Here is a 24,007-nt window from a genome sequence, read left to right as displayed (position 1 = left end):
GGGCTTTTTGTTGATAACCGCCGTTGATAACGGGGAAGCTATGACTATCAGGCCGCCTGATCGTTGATAAGGCGCTTCAGAAGCTCAAGTTCCTGGGCCAGCTTGGTGTCGGCGCCAACCAGATCCTCAATCTTGCGCACGGCATGAAGAACCGTGGTGTGATCGCGTCCGCCGAAGCGGCGACCGATTTCCGGCAGGGAACGCGGCGTCATCATCTTGGCGAGATACATTGCCACCTGACGCGGCTTGACGATGGTGCGCGTGCGGCGGTTCGACAGCAGGTCCTGCTTCGAGACGTTGTAATGACGCGCCACGATGCGCTGGATTTCCTCGATGCGGATACGCTTCGGTTCGCCAACGCGGGTCAGATGACCAAGCAGTTCATCGACGCGGTCGATGGAGATGTTCGGCTCGAAAGACTGGCGGAACAGAAGCTGGTTGAAAGCACCTTCCAGTTCGCGGCCCGATCCGGTGACGGTGCGGGCAACGTGAGAGAGAATCTCTTCGCCAATGTTGAGGCTCGAATCTTCTGCCTGTGCGGCGGCCAGGCGACGGCGCAGCATCTCGACCCGCATGTCGTAGTCAGGAGCCGCTACTTCCAGCGCAACGCCACCCTGAAGACGCGAACGAACGCGCACATCGAGCGATTCCAGTTCGGAAGGCGCACGGTCGGCAGCAACCACCACCTGCTTGGCGCTATCGAGCAGCGTGTTCAGCAGATGGCAGAACTCGTGCTGGATCGACTTGCCCTGCAGGAACTGCATGTCGTCGATGACGAGAAGGTCGATATCGCGCAGCTGCTCCTTGAAGGACAGCGCATTGTTGTCGCGGATGGCAGTGGCGAAGCGCCACATGAAATATTCAGCCGTCAGATAGACAACACGGGCCTTTTCCTGACGCTGGAGCGCGGCGGCGGCAATTGCCTGCAGAAGGTGCGTCTTGCCGAGACCTACGGAAGCATGGATGAACAGCGGATTGAAACGGACTGCGCTGGAACCGGCCTCTGCAATGGTGCGGGCCGCAGCAAGCGCTACGCGATTCGATGCGCCATCGACGAAGCTGTCGAACGTATAGCGCGGGTCGAGCGGAGAACCCAGGACCGAGCCCGAAGCCGCTGCTGATTCTGCAACCACAGCAGAACCGCGCTTATCACCCAGCGACTGACCGCCGAAGGACTGTCCGAGCGGGAACACCATCTTTTCGCGCGGAGCGACGGCGGGCTTGGCTTCAGCGGCTTCGCAGGTTTCAGCGGGAGCGGCGCTGCGTACCACACGGCTTACGCCACGAACCACGACTTCAACTTTCAGAATCTGCGGGTTTTCTTCCTGCCACAACTCGGTCAGCAGTTCGGAATAGTGATTGTTGATCCAGGAGCGCAGAAACGCAGTCGGAACCGACAGGCGGACAATGCTCTTAGAGATGTCATCGAGCTTCAGACGACCGAACCAGCTGGAATAAATCTCGGTGCCGACGCGGGCTTTCAGCTTTGCCGTAAGGCGCTCGAAAACCTCATCACCTGCATTGCCGCTCAACTCGACCAGGCTCTTGTCATTTCCGGTAGCAGAAGATCCATGGATACGGTTCGCATGTGCATCATCACCCATCGTTGCCGTCGATTTGCCGGTCATCATTGCCATCGTCTCGCCTGCCTTCACATTCGTACGCGCCGTTTTTTGGCGCTTGTCATTTTTTCCTGTCCGAACCGCAGATTTATCATCCGTCTGGTGCGGCAGGTACTCACTCACAAAGCCCGGCTCTACAGCTCTGGGCCAAACACAAACTCAAACGGTCCCATCAGGACCCACACCCGGATACTCCTTCCCGGCGACCTTTTTACGACTCACAACACTTTTACCGGAGGCTGATTGCCCGGAAAGAAATCCGCCACAACCATTCAATTGTCGGGGACATGCCTAAAACGGCATTCCGGTTAATGAACGGTAAGCAAACAACCATGAGGAACAGGACCTTACGACCAGAATATAACATCCGCGGGCTATGACGCCCACGCCAACAAACTCGCTATTTAATGCTAACTCCGGGCCGGTGGCCCACCCCTCTTATGCCCTGACTTTAGCGAAGCCTCGCTGCAAAGGGCAAGCCTAAGAAAACCACATTTTTTTGCTGAAAGCTCTTGCAGGCAGACTCGACAAGAGTAGGGAATCGGACGCCAGCGAAATAACACCTTTGGATTCAATGCGTTTTCATGGGGCAATTTTTAAGTGATCCTGATATGTTCTGTCAGAAAATAAATTTAAAAATATTCCTTGACTCAAACACCCTTCCGAGTCCCTAAACCAGCCTGTGGATAACAGTGGACAACAATTCACAACCAATTGAAAACACTAATTAAATCACCTCGCGCAAGATTGACCGCCCTCTGAAATATTCCAGCTAGGCATTGAAATAACTCTACAATTCAGGGTGGAGTGAAAGAACGTGGGTTTTCCGAAAAACGTTCAAAAAAGAAAACCCGGCTAACAATGAGCCGGGTTTCGAAAACGATCCATAAGAATGGATGAATGCTTAGGCGTTCAGAGCCTTAACGCGCTGGGCAAGGCGAGACACCTTACGCGAAGCGGTATTCTTGTGCATCACGCCCTTGGAAGCAGCGCGCATCAGTTCAGGCTCAGCAGCCTTGAATGCGACTTCTGCAGCCTGCTTGTCGCCGCTCAGCAGAGCGTCTTCCAGCTTGCGCACGAAGGTACGAACGCGCGAACGGCGGGACTTGTTGATTTCGGTGCGGGCAGCGATCTTGCGCACTGCCTTCTTGGCCGAAGGAGTATTGGCCATAAATGCCTCTCTTTTTTCTGTCAGCTAGCCAGGGGCAAAAACCGCCGGGCACAAAACCTCTAGGGCAGCCGAGAAAATCCCTTGAGGTTCCCTGGGGCCACCGATCCGTGGGCGGGCTTATAGATCAGCTTTGGCGCGGCGTCAACGTGGATTCTGCCCCAAAGCTCGATCAAAAAGCCGCAAACCCGGCCCGAAAGCCCGTCAAAAGCGACTTGAAGGCTTCCGGCAAGCTCTTGTCGGGGCGGTCACTGGACCGCCAGCCGATCAATCAGCGATTCTTGAACGACGGTGTACGCTTGTCGATGAAGGCTGCCATGCCTTCCTTCTGGTCTTCCGTCGCGAACAGGGAATGGAACTGACGCCGCTCGAAGCGAAGCCCTTCGCTCAGCGTCATTTCATAGGTGCGGTTGACCGCTTCCTTGACCATCAGCACGGAAGGACGGGAGAAGGATGCAATGCGTTCGGCGGCCTTCAGCGCTTCGTCCAGAAGCTCTTCCGGCGCGACAACGCGCGAGACGAGACCGCTACGTTCGGCTTCCGCCGCATCCATCATGCGTCCGGTCAGGCACATATCCATCGCCTTGGACTTGCCGACATAGCGCGTGAGACGCTGCGAGCCGCCCATGCCGGGCATGACGCCGAGCGTGATTTCCGGCTGGCCGAATTTCGCGTTGCTGCCTGCAATGATGAAATCGCACATCATGGCAAGTTCGCAGCCGCCGCCGAGCGCATAGCCTGATACCGCCGCGATAATCGGCTTGCGGACACGGTCCACTTTCTGCCAGTCAGCGAACATGTCCTGAAGATAGGCGTCCACGAAATCGATCGGCTGCATTTCCTTGATGTCGGCACCGGCAGCGAAAGCCTTTTCGGAACCGGTCAGGACAATAGCGCCGATCTTACCGTCCGTATCGAAAGCGCCGAGAGCTTCGGTCAACTCATCGAGAACCTTGCGGTTCAGCGCATTCAGCGCCTGCGGGCGGTTGAGGCGGATGAGGCCGACGCCGCCGCGTGTCTCGACGATGATCGTTTCATAGGCCATGGATTTGAACTCCTCCTTCAGGCAGATCAAGCATTTCCTGTTTTTCCTGAATCACGGAAAATGCTCTGTCTTTTTGGTTTGAACCGCGCATCCTGGCCGAAAACCGTTTCACACTTTTCGGGATGCGCTTTCACCGATTGGCCGGCAAAGTGGACCGACATCACTTCTTTTTCAAGGCCTCAATGCTGGCAGGAGGCACAGAAAAAAGTCGAACGTCCCGACTGTATCGCCCGTTCCACAATGCCGTTGCAGGCGGGATTTCTGCAAGGCTCGCCCTCGCGCCCATAGACGGAGAAGGAGTGCTGGAAATAACCAAGCGCGCCGTCTGCCTGAATATAGTCCTTGAGGGTTGAACCGCCTGCGGCAATGGCTTCTGCGATCACGGTACGGATATCGGAAGCCAGTTGCTCCATGATTGCGGTGTCCTGTGCAACGGACCCGGCGGCAAGCATGGGCGACAGGTGGCTGCGCCAGAGTGCCTCACAAACATAGATATTGCCGAGACCGGCTATCAGCCGCTGATCGAGCAGCGCCGCCTTGAGCGGCGTCCGACGTCCCTTGAAGAGCTCTGCCAGAATGGCGCCCGAGAGCAGATTGCCTGTCGGTTCTATGCCGAGGCTTGCCAGCAGCGGATGACTGTCGAGCGTGCCTTCTTCCGCAAAGAGCATGAAGCCGAAGCGACGCGGATCGTTGTAGACGATGCGGGCAGGAGCGCCGTCGGCGCGCAGGAGGTGAAACACGACATGGTCATGTGCACTCAGCTTGGAGCGCTCATGGTGGAATTCGCCCGGCGTGTCGCCGCCGTCATCGGTTTCAATGCGAAACGAACCCGACATGCCAAGATGGCTGATGACGGAAAGGCCGTCATCGAGATGGATCGTGAGATATTTCGCGCGGCGTCCAAGCGCCGAAATGCGCCGGCCGGAAAGCCGTTCGACAAAACGTTCGGGAAAGGGAAAGCGCAGGTCCGGCCGGCGCTGTTCGACTTGACTGACGGTCGCGCCCTCCATGACGGGCTGCAGACCACGGCGAACCGTTTCGACCTCTGGTAATTCGGGCATTGAAAACTGATCCTGAACATGAGCCATGCATTGGCTTTGTCCTTATATGTTCAGTTTTGTCGGCAATGCCAAGACGTTCAGCAATTGGTGCAGGGGATCGTGTTCGTATAGCGCGGCGCCAGATAATAGGTTTCGCTCATCGGAATGCTCGTCGAGAGCCATGCATTGAGCGGCTTGTAGTCAAGTTCGACATCGACCCTGATGAAATAGGAGCCTTCACCCACGAGACTTGCCGGAAGATTGCCGACAGCATCCTTCTTCGCCGCAAAATCCGCGATATTGGCATAGGACCAATCGACCTTCGGCGTCAGGTTGCCTGCCTTCTCCGTGCCGTCGATCCTGAGTGCGGTGATCCTTATCTTCGGGTCGCTTCGGCCATAGGGCAGAAGCGAAGCGCGACCGATATTGAACATGTCGTCTAGATCATTCTTCGTGACCGACAATTGGCGAGCAACCAGATCGGCGAGACTGCTCGCCGATCGCGACACTTTCTTGTTCGTATCGAACCCGTCGGCAAGATCGGCGGAGCCAAGATAAATCAGAAGCAGAAGGGGCGCGATGAGTGCGAATTCAACCGCTCCCAGGCCGCGCCGGTCACTCAGAAATTTCCGAAGATAGTTACGCATGACAATTGATCGCTCTGGAGTGCATCTCGAAAAGTTAGAAACGCTTTTCGGGGAGCACGTCGGTTGTTCTAGTTCGGGAAGGGTTCATTCTGCCAGGTAAGCGTCGCAAAAAGCGGCATGGTGCCGCCCGCAGCATGTGGACTTTCGATCAGATAAAGGATGTTCGTCAGCACCGGCCAGGCATACACCACATTGAGCTGGTTGATCGTTGATGTCCCGCTCGTCCCGGTAATGCCTGTCCGCGTGAGCTTGCCCTCGTCATCGAGAATCTTGTCCGTTGGAACCCTGCCGAACCCTTCATAGGTTCCAAGGTTGAACGAAAGATTGGGACAGCCGGACGCGACCATGAACTGGATCTGCTGGCAGAGTTCTTTGCGCAGGGCTTCTTCGCTTATCGCAGTCCCCCTGATCTGGCCCGTCTGCAATCTGCGCGCCACCGTCTCCGTCGCGTTGGATATGACCTGACGCGCAGTAAAACTCATACCGACCTCAATCGTCGCAAAGACGATGAGCAGGAATGGAAAGATGAGCAACGCAAATTCCACCGCCGCCACGCCATTTTGTGCACGGACGAAACGGCGCAGGCTTACGCCTACCCGCGCAAGGTGACGCGCCAAAAGCTCCAATGTCATACCCCACCCAATTCTTTCTGAATTCGATGGGGCGTATCGTTACAACAGGACAACCTGAAAGAGTATTAACGGAAGCAATGGCTCACGCGCGATTATCGCTATTTGTCGTCAAAACCGTTCTTGGTCGAGGCTTTTTCACAATAGGGCGTGCAGGAAAGCGTTTGCACGTCAGCCTGACGATAAATCCGCGTCGTTCCGCGTGTATTGCGGGAAACAACCAGTTCACGGTCGAGGATCGGTTCGCCCTGTTTATCCATGACGACAATATTGGTGACGCCGAAATCCTTGCCGGTCAGAACGATGGTCTGTGCATCCTGAACAACCGCATCGGCAATCGACGGGTTCCCGATCACCACGCTGTCAGCAGGACGCGCCAGCCGCAAAATGCGCGCCTGGCTGGTTTCAAGGGCAATATATTCTTCCGCAAACGCGGGTGCGGCGGCAAAAACTGCCGTGAACGCAATGCCCATGGCAGGCATCGTGCCGAAGCCACCCAAAGAAAACAAACGACGCGCCACGCGACATTCCCCCGCTGATATAATGGGCCAAGCTCATGAAGCCCCATCAATATAATGAGTAAAGAATGAACAGGATTGGTGAAGGAAGAATTAAGTCGCTACCCTTCCTTGCATGCCACGCCCGCAATTCGCCAAAGATTAACCAATCGCGCGGTTGCCGCCCCCCGGAAAGCGCCGAAACACTTCATTAACCCTGATTGTTAAGAGGGCCACAATTCCTCTCTCCTATGCTTGAGCACATCCGAATTTAAAGCGCATTTCAAAAACCAGCGCGACCGGAACAGCGAGGAGCATGCGATGCCGACATTGATGACGCGTTTCATGAAGAACAGGGCCGGTTCGACAGCAATCGAATATGCGCTGATCGGCACGCTTGTTTCGATAATGATTATCAGCGGCGTCGCGCTTGTGGCCGGAAATGTCGGCGAAAAGTTCAACGACACAACCACACAGTTCGAACAGGCGACCAACCGCTAATCGACAGAATGCCGTTCCGTGCAAACGGTGGCCAAATGATAGGATGACAGGCGACGCGGGGGCATCGGCAATGACAGCAGCAGCCATGACGGTAATCTTCGCTCTGGCAATGGTGACGGCCATGATCACCGACCTGATGTCGATGACCATCCGTAACCGCGTTTCCATCGGCCTGACACTCGGTTTCATCCTGCTCGCACCGCTTTGCGGCATCTCGCTTTCCGATTACGGCTGGCATCTGGCGGTCGGTGGCATCGCGCTCATTGTCACTTTTTCGCTCTTCTGCCTTCGCGCCATGGGTGGCGGTGACGCCAAGCTCATTGCGGCGACGGCCCTGTGGTTCGGTCCCAATGTCAGCCTGATGGATTATCTTGTGATGGTTTCAATCCTGGGCGGCGTGCTGACACTCACGATCATCCTCTACAGGATGATCCCCCGTCCGCTTCTGGCAGATCGCTATGCCTTCATGGGAACGCTCGCCCGTAAGGATGTCGGCATTCCCTATGGTATCGCCCTCGGCGCTGCCGGTCTCTGGACATTTCCGCTGTCGCCGGTCGGAGAAACGATGAAAGCCTATTTGCCAGGGGTACTTTAAGCGCTTTTATGCGCAACGCTCGCGTGTACTCCCAATCTTTCTTCATTCGAATAAGATTATATTAACCATAATTACACGATTCCCAGTGCAATTTCGGAACACGTCATCGAGACGTGGGGATTTGCGCGGGGCACATCATGAAATCAGCTCGACTGCTCATTTTAGGAGTGGCCGTTCTTGCGGCTGGTGGAGCTGGCTATATTGCCATGAACCTCTCCGCGCCACCGCCTGCCCCCGTTGTCGTCGCACCCGAAACACCGCAGATGAAACTGGAAGACGTGCTGGTTGCCACGGAGAATCTTGGCGTCGGCGCAGAACTGACATCGCAGATGCGCTGGCAGCCCTGGCCTGCGGAAGCACTTAGCGATGGCTATATCACCCGCGCGAGCGAACCCGATGCCATCAATCAATTGAGCGGCGCGACCGTGCGGTTGCAGTTTTTTACTGGTGAACCGATCCGCAAGACCAAGCTCATCGGTCCGGGGCAGAGCTTCATGTCGTCGATCCTGCCGCCCGGCATGCGCGCCGTCGCGACGCAGATCAATGCCGAAAGTTCGGCAGGCGGTTTCATTCTTCCCAATGATTTCGTCGATGTCATCATGACCCGCCGCAAGCCGGACAATGGCGATAAATCGCTGACACCTTTCACCACGGAAACCGTGCTGCAGAACGTACGTGTTCTGGCCATTGATCAAGCCATTCAGGAAGACGAACAGGGCCGCAAGGTCATGGTCGGCCAGACCGCCACGCTCGAAGTCACGCCGGAACAGGCCGAAATCATCACCGTCGCCCAGCAGATGGCTGACCGCCTGACGCTGGCGCTTCGCTCGACACAGGATGTCGAGGACAAGGATATCAAGCAGGCCGACTATCTGGTTTCCTCGCCGACCCGCAACGGTACGGTCAAGATCATCAAGTCCGGCAGCGTCATAGAAATAGGACCGCGCTCATGAGAAAGATAAAACGCGTGCGCCCGCATTCCGCAAAAATCGCGCTTTTTGCCAGCGCGCTTGCCGCCTTTTCACTGCAACTCACCGATATGTCCGCTATGGCGGCAGCCGGCGTTGTCAAGGTCGGCAGCCAGCAGCGTTCGCAGACGATCAAACTTGGCCTCAACAAGTCTGTCGTTCTCGATCTTCCGCAGGATGCCTATGACGTTCTCGTCTCCAACCCGACAATCGCCGATGCGGTGACCCGCACGTCGCGGCGCATCTATCTTTTCGGCAAGCAGGTCGGACAGACCAATATTTTCGTTTTCGGTCCGAACGGCGAACAGGTCGCATCCATCGATGTCGAAATCGAGCGGGACGTGAGCGGGATTTCGTCTCAGCTGAAGCGCCTCATCCCCGGTTCCGATATTCGCGTCGAACTCATCAACGACAATGTGGTGCTGACCGGAACGGTGCAGACCCCGCAGGATTCGGCACAGGCTGCAAAACTTGCCGGTCTTTTCGTTTCCGGTGGCGAAGCAACAACTGGTCAGTATTCAACCACGGCCTCGGCCCCGACCGACGGCGGCGGCGTCGCCATCAACAATCCGGACGAAAACCGCCGAAAAAGCGCCATTGTCAATATGCTGACTATCGTCGGCGAGGATCAGGTGACGCTGAAAGTCACCGTCGCCGAGGTCAGCCGCTCCGTCATGAAGCAGCTTGGCGTTAATATGAGCGGCGGCGGTGTTTCGAACGGCATTTCCTATGGTGGAATTTCCGAGAGTATTGCCGGAGCTATCGGCAACAACCTATCCGATACCGGATTCGGCCTCGCGACGAGCAATTTTTCCGCCTATCTGCGGGCGATGGAATCGGCAGGCGTGATGAAGACACTCGCCGAGCCGACGCTGACGGCAATCTCCGGCGAAAAAGCAGCTTTCAATGTCGGCGGCGAATATAATGTCATCAACAGCGTCACCTATGACGATGACGGAAAACGCACCAATCAATTGGCCAAAATCAATTACGGTATCGGTCTCGAATTCATGCCGACCGTGCTGGGGCCGGGACGCATCAGCCTGAAAATCAGAACCTCCGTCTCGGAACCGACGACCGAAGGTGCCGGCACGACCAACAAGATGGACGGCGTGGGCGCCAGTGTTCTGTCGCTGCGCAAGCGCGTCGCTGACACGACGGTTGAGCTTCCATCCGGCGGTTCCATGATGATCGGCGGGCTGATCCGCGATGAAGTGCGTCAGTCGGTTTCAGGCTTTCCGGGCCTGACCAAGATTCCGGTCCTCGGCGCACTGTTCCGCAGCAAGGATTTCATCCGCAATGAATCCGAACTGGTGGTGATCGTGACGCCTTATCTGGCGCGCCCTGTTGCCCGCCAGCAGCTTGCGCGGCCTGACGACAATCTCAACCCGGCCAGCGATGGTGCGGGATACATCCTTGGCAAGGTCAATCGCGTTTACGGCACGATGGAAACCAAACTGCCGCCCGGTCGCTACAACGGCGTCGTCGGTTATATCTACAAGTGAGCGGGGACAGATCATGACATATTCAGTCAGAGGCTTTTGCAGGATTTCCGCCCGACCAGCGCTTGTCGCCCTGTCGCTGGCCCTTCTCGCGGGTTGCGCGAACCGCCAGCACGTCACTGTGGGTGCACTGCCGGACGATTACCGCACAAACCATCCGATCACGATTGCCGAGCGGGAACAGGTCACCGATATTCCGGTCGCACAGGCTGACCAGAAGCTGAGCCCGATGCAACGCGGCATCGTTCAGGGTGCCATCGCCAATTATCGGCGCAGCGGTTCCGGCATGCTCTATGTTCTCGTGCCATCGGGTGCATCCAATCAGGCCGCAGCCTATCGGCTGAGCACAGAGGTGTCGGCAACACTGCGGCGCAGCGGTATCAAGGCGAACAATATCGCCATCGAAAACTATCCCGTAGACAACCCGGAAGCAGCGGCCCCCATCCGTATCAGCTATTATGCGATGACAGCTGGAACGACACCGTGCGGTCGCTGGCCGGACGATCTCGCCAGCACGCCTGAAAACAAGCACTACGCCAATTTTGGCTGCGCGTCGCAGAACAATCTTGCCGCTCAGGTAGCCAATCCGGCTGATCTTCTGGGACCACGCGCCATGTCGCCTATCGATTCGGACCGCACCACGGAACGTCTCAACGGCGATCAGGGCTATGTGAAGATGTCGCCGGCGCGGACGGTCAATTGGCGCGAATCTCGCAGTGAACAGGCCAATTATTAAGAGGACGCTATGAGCAATTTCGCGTTCGAACCGATGGAAGAAGAACAGGGCGTAGAGACGGGCCGCGCACCGATCATGCTTGAAAATGTGCGCCCCATTCCGCGCATTTCAATCCAGGCCTTTTGTGTGAACGAAAGCGTCGCCATTCCGATTGAGCGCGCAGGCGGCGACCGGCGCATGGCAAAGACGCATCTCAAGGTCATGATGGGTGGCGTTGCGGCGGCAATCGAGTTCTATCAGACCGCCTCCACGCCCAATCTGATCATTGTCGAATCGGCTTCCGAACCCAATGTGCTGCTTGAAGAACTGCAGCAATTGTCCGAGGTCTGTGATCCCGGTTCAAAAGTTATGGTCATCGGTCATTCCAACGAGGTCTGGCTTTATCGCGAATTGCTGCGGCGCGGCGTTTCGGAATATATCGTCGCGCCTGTTTCGCTGGCCGACATTCTGGCCATTGTGTCCTCGATCTTTCTCGATCCCGGTGCGGAACCGTTGGGCCGTTCCATAGCCTTCATCGGTGCAAAAGGCGGTGTCGGCGCTTCAACAATCGCACACAATGTCGCCTGGTCGATCTCCGACCTGTTCCGGCACGACGTCGTGCTGGCGGACATGGACCTGCCCTTCGGCACAGCGAATATCAATTTCGATCAGGACCCGACGCTTGGCATTGCCGATGCCGTCTTCTCACCAGAGCGCATTGATGAGGTTTATCTCGATCGATTGCTGGTTCAATATGGCGACCATCTTTCAATCCTTGCTGCGCCTTCGAGCCTGGAGCGGACATTCGATTTCGGCGAGGACGCCTTTGCCGAACTGATTGATGTTGCCCAGCGCAATTCTCCGCTGATCGTGCTGGATGTGGCACATGGCTGGAACGGATGGACGCGGACCACATTGATGCGCGCTGATGAGGTGGTGATCGTTGCGACACCCGATCTCGCCAATCTGCGTAACACGAAAAACCTTCTCGACACGCTGGCGCAACTGCGCCCCAACGATGTGAAGCCGCATCTCATCCTGAACCAGATGGGCATTCCCAAACGACCGGAAATCGCGCTCGCCGATTTTTCCGAGCCTCTCGGCATCGACCCTATCGCAACCATCGACTTCGATCCGCAGCTTTTCGGCAATGCAGCCAATAATGGCCGGATGATCGCAGAAACCAATCCGGAAAGCCCGATTGCCGAAGCCATCAGTCATATTGCGCATGTTGTGACCGGCAGGGCCGATGTGCAGCCGCGCAAGAAAACCGGCATTTCGAGCCTTCTCGGCAAGTTTGCACGCAAGACAAAGTAACGGCAGGAAATCATGTTTGGCAGAAGAGGCAATGATACGGGAAACAAGCCGGAAAGCGGAATGCGACCGGCTGCGCCGAAACCTGCCATGCCTGCCGCAATGTCCGCATCGCCCCAGCCAACAATGCAACCATCCCGCATGCAGGCTGCTGTAACAAGCACTCCGGCAAAATCCGCCGCCCAGACCGGTACGCAGGGGCGCGAGAAAACCGAGAGCTATTACGACACCAAATCGCAGGTCTTCTCGGCACTGATCGACACGATCGACCTGTCACAGCTTTCCCGCATGGCGCCGGATGCCGCGCGTGAGGAAATCCGCGACATCGTCAACGACATTATCGCCATCAAAAACTTGGTCATGTCGATTGCCGAGCAGGAAGAACTGCTCGACGATATCTGCAACGACGTTCTGGGTTACGGCCCGCTGGAGCCGCTTCTTTCCCGCGACGACATTGCCGATATCATGGTCAATGGTTCGCGCCGGACCTATATCGAAGTGGACGGCCTGTTGCAGGAAACCGGCATTCGTTTTCGCGATAACCAGCAGCTTCTGAACATCTGCCAGCGTATCGTGAGTCAGGTCGGGCGCCGCGTCGACGAATCAAGCCCGATCTGCGATGCGCGCCTGCCAGACGGTTCGCGCGTCAACGTCATCGCGCCGCCGCTGTCGCTCGACGGTCCGACCCTGACCATCCGCAAATTTCGCAAGGACAAGCTGACGCTCGATCAGCTCGTGCGATTCGGTGCCATATCGAATGCCGGGGCGGAACTGCTACAGATCATCAGCCGCGTGCGCTGCAATGTCATCATTTCAGGTGGCACCGGTTCGGGCAAGACCACGCTTTTGAACTGTCTGACACGCTATATCGACACGCACGAGCGCATCATCACCTGCGAAGACTCGGCTGAACTGCAATTGCAGCAGCCGCATGTGGTGCGCCTGGAAACCCGCCCGCCCAATCTGGAAGGTGAAGGCGAGGTCACCATGCGCGATCTGGTGAAGAACTGCCTGCGCATGCGGCCTGAACGCATCATCGTCGGCGAAGTGCGTGGTCCCGAAGTGTTCGATCTCCTGCAAGCCATGAACACCGGTCACGATGGGTCGATGGGCACGATCCATTCCAACAGCCCGCGTGAATGCCTCAACCGTATGGAAGCCATGATTGCCATGGGCGGCTATGTGCTTCCGCAAAAAACCGTGCGCGAGATCATCGTCGGGTCGGTTGACATCATCATTCAGGCCGCCCGTCTGCGCGACGGCTCACGACGCATCACTCACATCACCGAAGTGGTAGGACTGGAAGGTGATGTCATCACCACCCAGGACCTCGTTCTCTACGATATCAAGGGCGAAGATGCTTCCGGTCGCATTCTCGGTAGCCATGGCTCGACCGGCATCGGTCGCCCTGCCTTTTGGGAGCGCGCGCGCTACTACAACGAGGATAGCCGCCTTGCATCCGTGCTCGACAGCATGGAAAGGGCAGACGCATGATGGGATCCGGCGCCAGCATTGTGATGTTCATCGTGCTTGCCGTCGTCGCCTGTGCGGCTTTGTCCTATGCGCTTTCTTACGAAAAGCTTGGCAAGAAGGATCATGCGGCACGGCGCTTTGAAACCGTATGCAATAGCGGCTCGGAACGAGCGATAACACGCAGCGAGCGCGACAAAAACGCTGATATCCTGAAGCGCCGCAAACAGTTGCAGGATAACATCAAGGATCTGGAAGCGCGGCAGAAGCAACGCGAAAAAAACCAGAAATATCCGCCGCTGCGCATTCTTCTTGCACAGGCGGGATTAAATCTCACCTTGCAGAAATTCTACATCTATTCCGGCGTGGCCGCATTCCTTGTCACATTCATCGCGCTGATTTTCGGCGCGCCGCTGCTTTTCCTGCCGGGTATCGCCATTGCCGGTTTCTTCGGCCTGCCGCGCTGGTTCGTACTGCAAAAGCGCAAGCGAAGACTGAAGAAATTTCTCGAGGAGTTTCCCAACGCGCTTGATGTCATCGTGCGAGCAACCCGGGCAGGCCTGCCGCTCAATGACGGCTTGCGGCTGATTGCCAGCGAGGCGGTGGAACCAGTCAAGAGCGAGTTCAAGAAGGTTGTCGAGGCGCAGCAGATCGGGCTTTCAATCCCCGAAGCGGTGGGCAAGATGCCCGATTCCATGCCCTGCGCAGAAACCAACTTCTTCGCTATCGTCATCCAGATACAGGCACAGGCTGGCGGCAATCTCTCGGAAGCGCTCAACAATCTTTCAAAAGTCCTGCGCGACCGGAAGAAGATGAAAGCCAAGGTCAACGCTCTTTCCATGGAAGCCAAGGCTTCGGCTGCAATTATCGGTGCCCTGCCCTTCATCGTTACGATTCTCGTCTATCTGACGAGCCCGCAATATATGACGCTGCTTTTCACGTCTTCGACCGGCCATATGCTTCTGGGCATTGCAGCCGTTTTGATGCTGACCGGCATCTTCATCATGAAGAACATGATCAACTTCGATATGTGAGGCACCGGATATGTTTTCTCTCCTCACGCAAAAACTGACCGATCCGCAGTTTCTGATCGGCGCTTTGATTACGGTTGCGGTTTTTGCAACCGTAGTAACGATCCTCATGCCGGTTCTGAGCGGCAGCGCGCTCAAATCGCGCATGAAATCCGTCGCAACCGAGCGCGAAGCCATTCGCTCGCGCGAGCGTGCCCGTCTTGCAGCGGAAAGCGACCGCCGCAACAGCCTGCGCCATCAGCAAAAGCAGGGCATTCGCGAATTCGTCGAAAAGCTTGATCTCAAGCGAGCACTTGCCGACGAAAAGACAATTGCTTCGCTCAGACAGGCAGGTTTCCGAGGGCAAAACCCGCTCAACATCTTTCTGTTTCTGCGCTTTGTACTGCCCTTCGGCGCCATGTTGATCGCCGCCGTCTATATTTTTGTGCTCGGCGTACTTGCCGATCAGTCTTTCTTCGTTCGCTTGCTTGTCTGCATTTTCGCTGGCTATGCTGGCTTCTATGCGCCCAATCTCTATGTTTCAAACAAGGCAACCAAGCGCAAACAATCCATTCGCCGCGCATGGCCGGATGCGCTCGACCTGATGCTGATCTGTGTTGAATCGGGCATGTCCACCGAAGCGGCCTTTCGCCGGGTGGCCGATGAAATCGGCATTCAGTCCGTGGAGCTTGCCGAAGAATTGATGCTGACCAATGCCGAGCTTTCATTCCTGCCGGAACGCCGTCAGGCCTATGATAATCTCGCCAATCGCACGGGTCTGGAGCCGGTGAAATCCGTAACGCAGGCGCTTATTCAAGCGGAGCGTTACGGTACTCCCGTGGCACAGGCGCTGCGCACGCTTTCTCAGGAAAGCCGCGACCTGCGCTTGCTGGAAGCCGAAAAGAAGGCTGCGGCCTTGCCGCCGAAACTCACTGTGCCGATGATCGTTTTCTTTCTGCCGGTACTCTTCATCGTCATTCTCGGCCCGGCCTTCATCCAGATTTCGGCGCAAGGCGGATTATTCGGCGGTAACTGACAACCGTTCATTCAGACACGAAAATTAAGAGAGGCCTCAGCCCTTCGGCTTGTCCTTGAGCATGTTCCAGGAGTTCTGCTGGGCCAGCATGGAACGAAGATAATCCGTATTGGCCTTGGCCTGTTGCGGAGAAATCTCGCGCGCGGCAATCGCCTCAGCTTCCTGAAAGCGCCCCTGCAAGCCGACCGAAAGGGCAAGATTCTGGCGCACCCGGCTGTCTGCACCAGGCGCGGCGGCGGCCTGTTTGAAATAGGTCTCTGCTGTCCGTGCATCACCGGCCAGAAGATAGGACATTCCCATATTGGAGATGATCGACGGTTCATTCGGCTGAAGTTGCAACGCCTTTTGATAGGTCGCGCGCGCTTCTTCCTTCCGGCCCATCTGGTCGAGAATGGCACCTTCCGCGGAAACCAGTTTCCAGTCGGGATAAGCGGGGTTCTGTGCACGGCGAATGGCATCGAGCGCACCGTCGAACTGGCCGGCGCCGGCGAGCGCCTTGCCATAGGCGGCAAGAACGGCCTGATCCTTCGGATACACAATCGCCAACGCCCGCATGACGGCCAGCGCCTGATCGTTGCGGCCAAGGCGCGCCAGCACATTGGCATAGTTGAGCGCTGTCTGGCGATCCTTCGGATTGCGTTCGTATTGGGCGCCGAGCCGTCCGGCCATGGCTGCAAGCTGCGCGTCGTTCATGTGATCGAAAGTGGCGACCGTTGCCGCGCGGCGTACCGAACCGGTCGTGGTCCGGTCGACCGATGTACAACCGGAAAGTACAAGTGCCGAAAGAATGCAGGCGAAGCCAAGACGTATTGCGATAGCGTCTTTTCGAACGATGTTCAGCATCCCGCCTCTCCTGCTAAAGCGTGTCGCGCATCCAACATGCTTTAGTCACCCTCAAGCCCAATTCCTGCTAAATCAATAATCTGTTAACCCTAATGATTGGTTAATAAGGTGATTGCGGTTTCTGTTTCGGCACGGCAATAATCGCGCTATCTGTTTGTTTGGCGCGCATCTCATCCGAAAACCGTTTCAGACTTTTCGGGATACGCTATCTGTTTGTTTTTATGAACTTCCGACAAAATCCCAGCGCTTTTGCCGGACATCGCTTACTGGTCAGAAAGAGCATCATGTCTGTCGAACTTCTTTCCCGAAAATCCGAACAAAGCCGCCCGATCTGGTTTACTCCGAAAGGCGGGCTGGAAATCTCCGGCCTTCCCGCCGATGCAATTGCATGGGCGAAGGCCAATGGCTTTGACGGTGAAGCCGGACGTGTCCTCACCCTTCCCGGTTCAGGCGGATCGATATCGGGTGCATTTTTTGGAACCGGGGACCAGGAAAAGGGCAGCCAGTCGCAACTTCTGGCCGGAAAGCTTGCGCGCAATCTTCCGGAAGGAGACTGGCACATTGACGGCGCGATAGACGAGGCTGCGCTTGCCGTTCTGGGTTTCCTGATGGGCGGCTATAGTTTTACGCGTTATCGCAAGGCAAACGGCAAGGCGATCCGTATCGCCCTGCCCGATAGTGTGGACGAAGCGGAAATCCGCCGCATCGCCGATGCGGTCACACTGGTGCGCGATCTCATCAACACACCGACCAACGATATGGGGCCGGATGCACTCGAAAATGCCGCTCGTGAACTGGCAAAGAGATACAAGGCCGAAATTTCCGTTACCGAAGGCGATGCGCTTCTGGAGAAGAATTTTCCGATGATCCATGCGGTCGGTCGCGCTGGTGCTATTGCGCCACGCCTGATCGATCTTAGCTGGGGCAAGGCAAGCGACCCGAAAATCACGCTGGTGGGCAAAGGCGTCTGCTTCGACACCGGCGGTCTCGACATCAAACCGGCAAGCGGCATGCTCCTGATGAAGAAGGATATGGGTGGAGCCGCCAATGTGCTGGGCCTCGCCTCCATGATTATGGATGCGCAATTGCCGGTGCGACTGCGCGTGCTGATACCAGCGGTGGAAAATTCGATTGCCGGTAATGCTTTCCGTCCGGGCGACGTCTTGCAAAGCCGCAAGGGCCTTACCGTCGAAATCGGCAATACCGATGCGGAAGGCCGGCTGGTTCTTGCCGACGCACTTGCGCTTGCCGATGAAGAAGAACCTGCACTTCTGATCGACATGGCGACGCTGACAGGGGCTGCTCGTGTCGCGCTCGGCCCCGACCTGCCACCATTCTACACGCATGATGACGGACTTGCCGCTTCGATTGCGCAAAGCGCGGATGCCACCGCAGACCCGCTATGGCGCATGCCGCTTTGGAAGCCTTATGCGCAAAAACTGTCCTCACGGATCGCCGATATCAACAATGTCACCACCGACGGCTTTGCTGGCTCGGTGACGGCTGCGCTCTTCCTCAGCAAATTTGTCGAAAAGGCTCAAAGCTGGGCGCATTTCGACATTTTTGGCTGGGTTCCGGTCGAAAAGCCCGCCTCTCCGGTCGGCGGCGAAGCTCAAGCCATTCGCGCTCTTTACCAGTTTTTGAAGGAGCGTTACCCGGCGCGCTGAATCCACTTGCCTGAAACACCGAAAGCAGATTGAATAAAACGGTTCCGAAACAATCCCCTTTTTGGTGGAGCCGGATGCCAATTGAGCTGAAGCCGTTGCAGGCGCTGACATTGCTGAGAACCCTGTCGCTGGAACAGGTGCGTGATGAGATGCCCGATCTCACCACGCGACAGGCAGCCATTCTCCTGACCATCTATTTGGAGCCCCCGCCGCATACCGTGCGGGGACTCGCAGCAAAACTGAACGTTACCAAGCCGGTGATTACCCGCGCGCTCGACACGATGGGCGCGCTTGAACTCGTCTCCCGGCATCGTGATGAAAAAGACCGGCGAAACGTGCTAATAAAGAGGACGGTCGCCGGTGCGTTATATGTTGAAAGACTGGGCGATCTGGTGATCGCCAAAGCCAGGGAGTTACCACTTTGACCATGCTCGACCGCCGCCTCAACGCTTATCGCCCCGACCTCGCCGATGAACGGCTGACCGGTCGGGTGGAAGCGGCGCGTTTTACCGCCGGAACGGCGATGCAGGTTTCCGCATCCGTTGTCGATCTGCGCGCCGAACCACGTATGGATAGCGGTCCGCAGACACAAATGATTTTCGGCGATCACCTCCGTGTCTTTGAGGAAATGGACGGTTGGTCGTGGGTGCAGGCAGAACGCGACGGCTATACGGGTTACGTCTCCTCTGCCGCGCTGGAGCAGCCCGCCGGAACCGAAACACATCTGGTCATCGTGCCACGCACCTTCGTTTATCCCGGCTCCGATCTCCGCTTTCCGCACACAAAGGCCCTATCGCTCGGCTCACGCGTGCGCATCGTCGGCGCAGCAGAAACGCGCGGAACGAAATATGCGCTTCTGGAAAGCGGCGAGGCGCTGATTGCAAGCCACCTTGCGCCGATTGGCGATCATGCGACGGACTATGTGGCGGTCGCCGAAACCCTGCTTCATACGCCTTATCTGTGGGGCGGCACATCGGGCTTCGGCATCGACTGTTCCGGTCTTGTGCAATTGTGCATGTGGGTGGCAGGCCGCACTGTTCTGCGCGATTCCGACATGCAACAGAATACGCTCGGCGAAATCACCGAACCCGATGCAACCTATTCCAATCTGAAGCGCGGCGATCTCGTCTTCTGGAAAGGCCATGTCGCGATCTGCGCTTCCCCCGACATGCTGATCCATGCGAGCGGTCATACGATGACGGTCACGCTGGAGCCGCTACAGGATGCCATCAAGCGAATTGCCTATCTATACGATCTGCCGACGCTTATCCGCAGACCCTGAAAATGAGATCGGGAATCCATGAAGGGAAAGACGACACTGACGATAGCCGCTTTGCTGATCGGCTTTGCTTTGTCTTTTCCTTCCCCCGTTTCGACTGAGAGAATTGCGCGCATGACCATTCCCGCGTCCCCTGCCGCCTTTGCCGAAGTCAACGGCATTGAAATGTACTACCGGATCATCGGCAAGGGACCGCCGATCCTGCTCATTCCCGGCGGCCTGTCCGACCAGCATGTGTGGGATGCGCAGCTTCCGATCCTTGCGCGCCACCACACCGTAATCGTTGCCGATAGCCGTGGACAGGGGCGCTCCACCCGCACCGATGATCCCATCACCTATGGATTGATGGCCGATGATTATGTGGCGCTGCTCGACTTTCTGCACATCGGCAAGGTCGATCTCGTCGGCTGGAGCGATGGCGGCATTATCGGCCTCGACATCGCCATGCGCTACCCCGAACGGCTGAAAAGCCTGTTTGCGCAGGCGGCAAATGTCACGCCCGACGGCAATTCCGGTTATGCTGAGGCCCGCGCCGAAGGAAAGCCGATACCGGAACTGCGCCACTATGAGAGCATCGACAAGGAAATTCATGCGCTTTGGGCAAATGAACCAAACTATACGGATGAGGATTTGTCCGATATCCGGGTGCGCACGGCGATTGTGATTGGTGACCGCGATACGGCCATCACGCGCGAACATACGGAATTCATCGCCAGCCAGATACCGGGTGCTGAATTGATCATTCTGCCCGATGCCGGGCATGGCGTCCCGGTCGAGAATCCGCGTCTTTATGCGCATACGGTGCTGCGTTTCATTGACGGTAAAAACGCCGAAGGAATGAAAACCGCGAGCCGGAAAAGTTAAACCCGGTTCGGTAATACGCGATCAGGCGGGCGGTGTCCGTCGACAAAAGCCTTGATGTTGATGATGACCTTGTCGCCCATATCGATGCGGCCTTCCATGGTGGCCGAACCCATATGCGGCAGCAGGACAACCTTGCCTTTTTCGGCAAGCGCCAGCAGGCGGGGATTAACCGCCGGTTCGTTCTCGAACACGTCCAGCCCCGCGCCGGCAAGCTTGCCCTGCTCGATCAGCTCGATCAGCGCATTCTCATCGATGATCTGGCCGCGTGCCGTGTTGACCATATAGGCTGTCGGCTGCATCAGCGCGATGCGGCGTGCGGACAGCAGATGGAATGTGGCAGGCGTCGAAGGGCAGTTGACCGAGATGATATCCATCCGGGCCAGCATCTGGTCGAGACTATCCCAATAGGTCGCCTCCAGCTCTTCCTCGACCTGCGGATTGACGCGCTTGCGGTTGTGATAGTGAATGGAAAGTCCGAAAGCCTTGGCGCGGCGGGCGACCGCCGTACCGATGCGTCCCATGCCGACAATCCCGAGGCGTTTGCCCCAGATGCGCCGTCCGAGCATCCAGGTCGGCGACCATCCCGGCCATTGCCCATGGCGCTCGCCCAGCACATTGGCACCTTCAACCAGGCGTCTTGGCACCGACAGGAGCAGCGCCAGGGTCATGTCGGCAGTGTCCTCGGTCAGGACATTCGGCGTATTGGTAACGGTGATTCCGCGCTTTGCGGCTGCGGCGACATCGATATTGTCCACGCCATTGCCGAAATTTGCGATCAGCTTGAGATTGGGGCCAGCCTGTTCAATCGCTGCTGCATCGATGACGTCCGTGATGCAAGGCACCAGAACGTCCGCTTCCTTCATCGCAGCAATAATTTCCGGCTGATTCATGCGGTGGTCGTCTATGTTCAGACGCGCATCAAACAGTTCCCGCATTCGGGTTTCCACTGGGTCCGGCAGTTTTCGCGTAAGAACGACCAGCGGTTTCTTCTTGTTCGACATCTCCACCCCATCGTTGAGCAAAGCCCCTGGAACTGCCCGTATTGTAATCAACTGGCAGGGCACGCTCCAAGAAATTTCCTGCACATTTCCAGCGGAAAACCGACTCCCACTTTTCCCGAAAATGCGTTAACCGAAGCTTCATGTTGAGACCTCCTTAACCAAGGCGGTGCAATATGGGATATTGCTTCGGCTGAACATCTCTATCAAGGCGAAGCGGCAAAGACAAAGAAAAACCGGAAACTTCAGGTGTCTCTTGGAAAGTCTGCAACGACTTTCTAAAAAGATGCATTTAAAATCAAATGATTAGGTCGCATCTCCATCTGTTGTACACATATGGATTCACGATCTGAAAACAGGACGGAAACGTCGCCTCGCAGCCCCCGTAAACTGCCGAAGCTACTACCGTTCTGCCGTGACAGGACGGCGAGAGGTCGCAGTTTGTACAGAGTACTTTCGCAACGCTTTTGGATAGCCACGCTTGGCTTTCTGGCATTTTTCCTCATTCTGGCGCCGCTTGGCGCTTCGAACAGACATGCCGCACAGGCTGTAGAGCCTGCAGGCACCACTGTCGGCGCAAGCGGGCTTCCCGTGCCGCGTTTCGTCAGCCTTAAACCCGCGCGCGTCAATCTGCGCATCGGACCGGGACGTGATTATGCCGTTTCATGGCTTTTCATGAAGGCCGGACTGCCCGTCGAGATCATCCAGGAATATGACAACTGGCGCCGTATCCGCGATGCGGATGGCACGGAAGGCTGGGTCTATCAGTCGCTGCTTTCCGGCAAGCGAACCGCTATCACGGCGCCCTGGCTCAAGAATGATCAGGGTTCGATGATCAATATGCGCCGCGATGCAAGCGATACATCGGGACTTGCTGCCGAAATCGAGCCCGGCGTGGTTGGAACGGTGCGCGAATGCACCGGTCAATGGTGCCGGGTGGATATGGGCGGCGTCCGCGGCTGGATCAAGCAATCGGATCTGTGGGGCGTATATCCAGGCGAAGCCTTCGACTGACTTCGCCCAAGCGGAGCGAAAATCGCCCCGCTTTCACTTCGGAATATCACCAGGCAGGCGCCACCGATCCCTTGAACGTCGTGGCGATGAACTCCTTCACTTCATCGCTGTGGTAGGATGAAATCAGAGTTTTCACCCAATCGGCATCCTTGTCGGCGGTGCGAACGACGAGAATATTAACGTAAGGCGCTTTCTCGCCTTCCCGCACCAGCGGATCGGTTGCCGGGTTCAGGCCAGCTTCCATCGCATAATTGGTGTTGATGACGGCAGCATCGACGTCTTCCATCGAACGCGGAAGCTGTGCCGCATCGAGTTCAACGAATTTCAAGTTCTTCGGATTTTCCACGATATCGATGGCGCTGATCTTCAATCCCTTGGTCGGGTCGATTTTGATAATCCCGTTTTCGGCAAGCACCAGCAAAGCGCGACCGCCATTGGTCGGATCATTGGGGATTGCAATCGTCGCACCGTCGGCCAGCTCCGAAATGTTCTTCAGCTTCTTCGAATACAACCCCATCGGAAAATTGACAGTCTCCGCAACGCTCACAATATCGAAGCCACGATCAGCCACCTGATTGTCGAGATAGGGCTTGTGCTGGAAGGAGTTGGCTTCCAGTGCGCCATCCGCAAGCGCCATGTTAGGAATGACATAATCCGAGAATTCCTGAATATCGATTTCAAGACCGTTCTTTCCGGCGACTTCCTTCACCTTTTCCATGATCTGGGCGTGCGGCCCCGGCGTCACTCCGATCCGGACGGTCTTTGCAAAGGCGCTGCCAGCGGTAAACAGGGCAAGAATGGCCGCGGCAACAAATAGCTTACGCATGATATCTCCTTGAAATAAGCCCGGCTGGGCTTGGGAGGCTAGCCAGCCAGGATTGCAGAACTTCGTCCCTTTTCAGCCCCTTATGGTCCAATAGGCAACAAAAAAGCGGCCATGGCCGCTTTCTTTTATTCCCGACTGAAAGGGGAGGCTCGCTACTGGTCCCGTTTATTGGCCCTTGCGGCGCAGGCGGACGATGATATCCACATTGACGATTTCCATACCATGCGGAGCATCCGGCATGTTGGCAACCGTGGGCTGGCCCCTTTCGCCATGTGGAATATCGAACACAACATTTTCCCCTTCGAGGAAGAAATGCTGGTGGTCCGAGATATTCGTATCGAAATAGGTCTTAGAGCCCTCAACCGCGATAATACGCAGCATACCGGCTTCCGTGAACTGGTGGAGCGTGTTGTAAACCGTCGCCAGAGACACCGGCACATCGGCCATGACGGCCTCTTCGTGCAGGTCTTCCGCAGACAGATGGCGATCACCCTGGGCGAAGATCAGGCTCGCAAGCGCAACGCGCTGCCGCGTCGGACGCAGGCCCGCGCGGCGGAGCTGCTCTTCCATCGAGACCGTCGAGTGGGTATGTGAAGACTGCATATTCACCGTTGGTTCCGTCACAAGCTTGTTGCAAAATCATCAATCGTCAAACGGGCTGTTGCCCATTGCATACTGACATTGATATATGCCGTTGCGAAATAAGTATCAATAGCCTTGGGAATTGGCCGGTTTTTCGGATAAAACCCCAGATAAA

General features: G+C 56.7%; 25 protein-coding genes. 14 read left to right on the top strand and 11 right to left on the bottom strand.

Annotated elements, in window-relative coordinates; translation table 11 throughout:
• Window positions 1-47 precede the first annotated feature (47 nt).
• From dnaA to F9K91_RS06165, 7 genes are all read right to left on the bottom strand, one after another.
• Entirely contained in the window at window positions 48-1,631 is a 1,584-nt protein-coding gene (gene dnaA, locus F9K91_RS06195) for a chromosomal replication initiator protein DnaA (RefSeq protein WP_151555319.1), read from the bottom strand.
• Window positions 1,632-2,526: 895 nt separating this feature from the next.
• The gene (gene rpsT / locus F9K91_RS06190) at window positions 2,527-2,793 is read right to left on the bottom strand and encodes a 30S ribosomal protein S20 (protein ID WP_010657809.1); all 267 of its coding nucleotides are present in this window, start codon (window positions 2,791-2,793) and stop codon (window positions 2,527-2,529) included.
• A 268-nt stretch (window positions 2,794-3,061) separates the two neighbouring features.
• Window positions 3,062-3,835: an enoyl-CoA hydratase gene (locus F9K91_RS06185; RefSeq protein ID WP_010657808.1), complete on the bottom strand. Its 774-nt coding sequence runs from the start codon at window positions 3,833-3,835 to the stop codon at window positions 3,062-3,064.
• A 179-nt stretch (window positions 3,836-4,014) separates the two neighbouring features.
• Entirely contained in the window at window positions 4,015-4,896 is an 882-nt protein-coding gene (mutM, locus tag F9K91_RS06180; protein WP_151677436.1) for a bifunctional DNA-formamidopyrimidine glycosylase/DNA-(apurinic or apyrimidinic site) lyase, read from the bottom strand.
• 77 nt (window positions 4,897-4,973) lie between these two features.
• Window positions 4,974-5,522, bottom strand: coding sequence for a TadE/TadG family type IV pilus assembly protein (locus F9K91_RS06175; RefSeq protein WP_151677435.1), 549 nt, complete (start codon window positions 5,520-5,522; stop codon window positions 4,974-4,976).
• A 68-nt stretch (window positions 5,523-5,590) separates the two neighbouring features.
• Window positions 5,591-6,154: a TadE/TadG family type IV pilus assembly protein gene (locus tag F9K91_RS06170; protein ID WP_151677434.1), complete on the bottom strand. Its 564-nt coding sequence runs from the start codon at window positions 6,152-6,154 to the stop codon at window positions 5,591-5,593.
• Window positions 6,155-6,252: 98 nt separating this feature from the next.
• Window positions 6,253-6,672 carry a pilus assembly protein N-terminal domain-containing protein gene (locus F9K91_RS06165; protein WP_151650919.1) on the bottom strand — a complete coding sequence of 140 codons (420 nt, stop codon included), beginning with the start codon at window positions 6,670-6,672 and terminating at the stop codon, window positions 6,253-6,255.
• A 297-nt stretch (window positions 6,673-6,969) separates the two neighbouring features.
• Here F9K91_RS06165 and F9K91_RS06160 point away from each other — a divergent pair, with 297 nt between their 5' ends.
• The 9 genes from F9K91_RS06160 (at window position 6,970) to F9K91_RS06120 (ending at window position 15,759) form a co-directional block, all read left to right on the top strand.
• The gene (locus F9K91_RS06160) at window positions 6,970-7,149 is read left to right on the top strand and encodes a Flp family type IVb pilin (RefSeq protein WP_061344702.1); all 180 of its coding nucleotides are present in this window, start codon (window positions 6,970-6,972) and stop codon (window positions 7,147-7,149) included.
• A 70-nt stretch (window positions 7,150-7,219) separates the two neighbouring features.
• On the top strand, window positions 7,220-7,744 hold the full coding sequence (locus tag F9K91_RS06155) for an A24 family peptidase (protein ID WP_235912797.1): 525 nt from the start codon (window positions 7,220-7,222) through the stop codon (window positions 7,742-7,744).
• A gap of 137 nt (window positions 7,745-7,881) precedes the next feature.
• Window positions 7,882-8,697, top strand: coding sequence for a Flp pilus assembly protein CpaB (cpaB, locus tag F9K91_RS06150; protein ID WP_151555307.1), 816 nt, complete (start codon window positions 7,882-7,884; stop codon window positions 8,695-8,697).
• Window positions 8,694-10,217 carry a type II and III secretion system protein family protein gene (locus tag F9K91_RS06145; protein WP_151555306.1) on the top strand — a complete coding sequence of 508 codons (1,524 nt, stop codon included), beginning with the start codon at window positions 8,694-8,696 and terminating at the stop codon, window positions 10,215-10,217. Before cpaB ends, F9K91_RS06145 begins: the two co-directional genes overlap by 4 nt.
• Window positions 10,218-10,230: 13 nt before the next feature.
• On the top strand, window positions 10,231-10,950 hold the full coding sequence (locus F9K91_RS06140) for a CpaD family pilus assembly protein (RefSeq protein ID WP_151555305.1): 720 nt from the start codon (window positions 10,231-10,233) through the stop codon (window positions 10,948-10,950).
• Between the two features lie 9 nt (window positions 10,951-10,959).
• Window positions 10,960-12,246 (top strand): AAA family ATPase, encoded by a 1,287-nt coding sequence (locus F9K91_RS06135; RefSeq protein WP_151677432.1) that lies wholly within the window; start codon window positions 10,960-10,962, stop codon window positions 12,244-12,246.
• Window positions 12,247-12,258: 12 nt separating this feature from the next.
• The gene (locus F9K91_RS06130) at window positions 12,259-13,737 is read left to right on the top strand and encodes a CpaF family protein (RefSeq protein WP_151650914.1); all 1,479 of its coding nucleotides are present in this window, start codon (window positions 12,259-12,261) and stop codon (window positions 13,735-13,737) included.
• On the top strand, window positions 13,734-14,747 hold the full coding sequence (locus F9K91_RS06125; RefSeq protein WP_151677431.1) for a type II secretion system F family protein: 1,014 nt from the start codon (window positions 13,734-13,736) through the stop codon (window positions 14,745-14,747). The genes F9K91_RS06130 and F9K91_RS06125 overlap by 4 nt, the downstream gene beginning before the upstream one ends.
• Window positions 14,748-14,757: 10 nt before the next feature.
• Window positions 14,758-15,759 carry a type II secretion system F family protein gene (locus F9K91_RS06120; RefSeq protein ID WP_151555301.1) on the top strand — a complete coding sequence of 334 codons (1,002 nt, stop codon included), beginning with the start codon at window positions 14,758-14,760 and terminating at the stop codon, window positions 15,757-15,759.
• A 36-nt stretch (window positions 15,760-15,795) separates the two neighbouring features.
• Here F9K91_RS06120 and F9K91_RS06115 read toward each other — a convergent pair whose 3' ends face one another.
• Complete coding sequence (locus F9K91_RS06115; RefSeq protein WP_061344693.1) at window positions 15,796-16,602, bottom strand: tetratricopeptide repeat protein; 807 nt, start codon at window positions 16,600-16,602, stop codon at window positions 15,796-15,798.
• A gap of 284 nt (window positions 16,603-16,886) precedes the next feature.
• Between F9K91_RS06115 and F9K91_RS06110 the strand changes: the two genes are divergently transcribed.
• The 4 genes from F9K91_RS06110 (at window position 16,887) to F9K91_RS06095 (ending at window position 20,412) form a co-directional block, all read left to right on the top strand.
• Entirely contained in the window at window positions 16,887-18,269 is a 1,383-nt protein-coding gene (locus F9K91_RS06110; RefSeq protein ID WP_151650911.1) for a leucyl aminopeptidase family protein, read from the top strand.
• Between the two features lie 74 nt (window positions 18,270-18,343).
• Entirely contained in the window at window positions 18,344-18,694 is a 351-nt protein-coding gene (locus F9K91_RS06105) for a MarR family transcriptional regulator (protein WP_061344692.1), read from the top strand.
• 2 nt (window positions 18,695-18,696) lie between these two features.
• Window positions 18,697-19,551 carry a C40 family peptidase gene (locus F9K91_RS06100; protein WP_208852682.1) on the top strand — a complete coding sequence of 285 codons (855 nt, stop codon included), beginning with the start codon at window positions 18,697-18,699 and terminating at the stop codon, window positions 19,549-19,551.
• An 18-nt stretch (window positions 19,552-19,569) separates the two neighbouring features.
• Window positions 19,570-20,412 carry an alpha/beta fold hydrolase gene (locus F9K91_RS06095; RefSeq protein WP_151555296.1) on the top strand — a complete coding sequence of 281 codons (843 nt, stop codon included), beginning with the start codon at window positions 19,570-19,572 and terminating at the stop codon, window positions 20,410-20,412.
• Here the strand turns inward: F9K91_RS06095 and F9K91_RS06090 are convergent.
• The gene (locus F9K91_RS06090; protein WP_061344689.1) at window positions 20,409-21,413 is read right to left on the bottom strand and encodes a 2-hydroxyacid dehydrogenase; all 1,005 of its coding nucleotides are present in this window, start codon (window positions 21,411-21,413) and stop codon (window positions 20,409-20,411) included. The genes F9K91_RS06095 and F9K91_RS06090 overlap by 4 nt on opposite strands.
• Window positions 21,414-21,851: 438 nt before the next feature.
• Here F9K91_RS06090 and F9K91_RS06080 point away from each other — a divergent pair, with 438 nt between their 5' ends.
• The gene (locus F9K91_RS06080) at window positions 21,852-22,424 is read left to right on the top strand and encodes an SH3 domain-containing protein (RefSeq protein ID WP_061344688.1); all 573 of its coding nucleotides are present in this window, start codon (window positions 21,852-21,854) and stop codon (window positions 22,422-22,424) included.
• 46 nt (window positions 22,425-22,470) lie between these two features.
• On the opposite strand, the gene F9K91_RS06075 is transcribed toward F9K91_RS06080, so the two are convergent.
• Complete coding sequence (locus F9K91_RS06075; protein ID WP_151677429.1) at window positions 22,471-23,250, bottom strand: MetQ/NlpA family ABC transporter substrate-binding protein; 780 nt, start codon at window positions 23,248-23,250, stop codon at window positions 22,471-22,473.
• Between the two features lie 165 nt (window positions 23,251-23,415).
• Window positions 23,416-23,853 carry an iron response transcriptional regulator IrrA gene (gene irrA / locus F9K91_RS06070; RefSeq protein WP_061345208.1) on the bottom strand — a complete coding sequence of 146 codons (438 nt, stop codon included), beginning with the start codon at window positions 23,851-23,853 and terminating at the stop codon, window positions 23,416-23,418.
• Between the last annotated feature and the right edge of the window lie 154 nt (window positions 23,854-24,007).

This window comes from Brucella tritici, from assembly GCF_008932295.1.
Taxonomy (GTDB): Bacteria; Pseudomonadota; Alphaproteobacteria; order Rhizobiales; family Rhizobiaceae; genus Brucella; species Brucella tritici.
Note: the sequence above shows the minus strand (reverse complement) of the source record. Positions and strands in the feature narration are given on the sequence as shown.